The following is a 1,441-nucleotide window of genomic DNA, read 5'->3' as shown; positions in this document are numbered from 1 at the left end:
TGAACTGCACCCCAATTGTTAGACACTAATCTAACAATGAGGGGTGCAGTTTTTTATATGACTAAATTTACATCAGAAGATAAATTGTTAGCTGTTAAACGCTATCTAGAGGGACAAGGTAGTCATGCCTACATTGGAGAATCAATAGGGGCAAATAAAAGTGAAGTTATGAACTGGGTTAGGCAATATGAACAAAACGGTGCTGAAGCATTTACTAAATCCTATACAAGTTACTCCGCGCAGTTTAAACTAGACGTACTTAACTATATGAATGATAATGGGACGTCACCAAATGAAACAGCGGCTATTTTTAGGATTTCTTCTCCTAGTTTAATCCGTAAATGGAGAATGCAATTCGAGTCAGAAGGAATGGACGCCCTTCAATCCAAAAAAAAGGGGCGTTTACCTATGAAAAAGAAAACAAAGAAAGCTATACCTGTTGAAGGATCTGTAGAAGCACTACAAGAAGAAATAGAACGTTTACGTATGGAGAATGCATACTTAAAAAAGTTGAATGCCTTAGTTCAGAAGAAGGAAGCATTACAAAGCAAGACAAAGCGAAAGTAGTGTATGAACTAAGGAATGAATTTCCATTAAAAGGTTTACTTAAATTAGCAGATATTCCACGTAGTACATACTATTATTGCGTGAAACTATTTAGTCGACTAGATAAAGATACAGAATTAAAAACCATGATTCAAGCAATCTATCATGATCACAAAGGGCGATATGGTTATCGTCGTATTAAAGATGAGCTAAAGAACCAAGGACATAACGTTAATCACAAAAAGGTCCAACGCCTCATGAAAGAGTTAGGGTTAAAAAGTATTGTTCGAATGAAGAAATATCGTTCTTATAAAGGGAAGGTTGGTAAGACAGCACCCAATATACTTGACCGTAACTTCAAGGCTGAAAGCCCGAATGAAAAATGGGTTACAGATATTACTGAGTTTAAATTGTTTGGTGAAAAGCTGTACTTGTCACCGATGTTAGATTTATTTAATGGAGAAATTATAGCCTATACTATCGAATCAAAACCAAGATATACCCTTGTATCAAAGATGTTGAAAAAGGCATTTGAAAGACTGTCAGATGGACACAAATTACTAATCCACTCAGACCAAGGCTGGCATTATCAGATGCCCCAATATCAACAAGCTTTAAAAGAAAATGAGATTACACAAAGTATGTCACGTAAGGGAAACTGTTACGATAACGCAGTAATAGAGAACTTTTTCGGCATCCTAAAATCTGAATTTTTATATACTCAAGAGTTTGAAAGTGTAGAACATTTTAAGCTTGAGTTAGAAGAATATATTGATTACTACAATCACAAAAGGATTAAGTCCAAATTAAAAGGTCTGAGTCCGGTACAATACCGGACTCAGACCTTAAGAGCTGCCTGATGAAATAAAATGTCTAACTTTATGGGGTCACTTCA

General features: G+C 35.5%; 1 protein-coding gene. It reads left to right on the top strand.

What is annotated here, in order from left to right; translation table 11 throughout:
- The first annotated feature begins 57 nt into the window (after positions 1-57).
- Positions 58-1,406, top strand: a protein-coding gene (locus tag ACRX5O_RS25135) for an IS3 family transposase (protein WP_433908437.1) whose coding sequence is annotated in 2 segments (ribosomal slippage) — positions 58-502 and positions 502-1,406 — 1,350 coding nt in all. Because the reading frame shifts where the segments join, the coding sequence is not laid out codon by codon here.
- The last annotated feature ends 35 nt before the right edge of the window (positions 1,407-1,441 follow it).

This window comes from Robertmurraya mesotrionivorans (assembly GCF_050971805.1).
GTDB lineage: Bacteria > Bacillota > Bacilli > Bacillales > Cytobacillaceae > Robertmurraya_A.
Note: the sequence above shows the minus strand (reverse complement) of the source record. Positions and strands in the feature narration are given on the sequence as shown.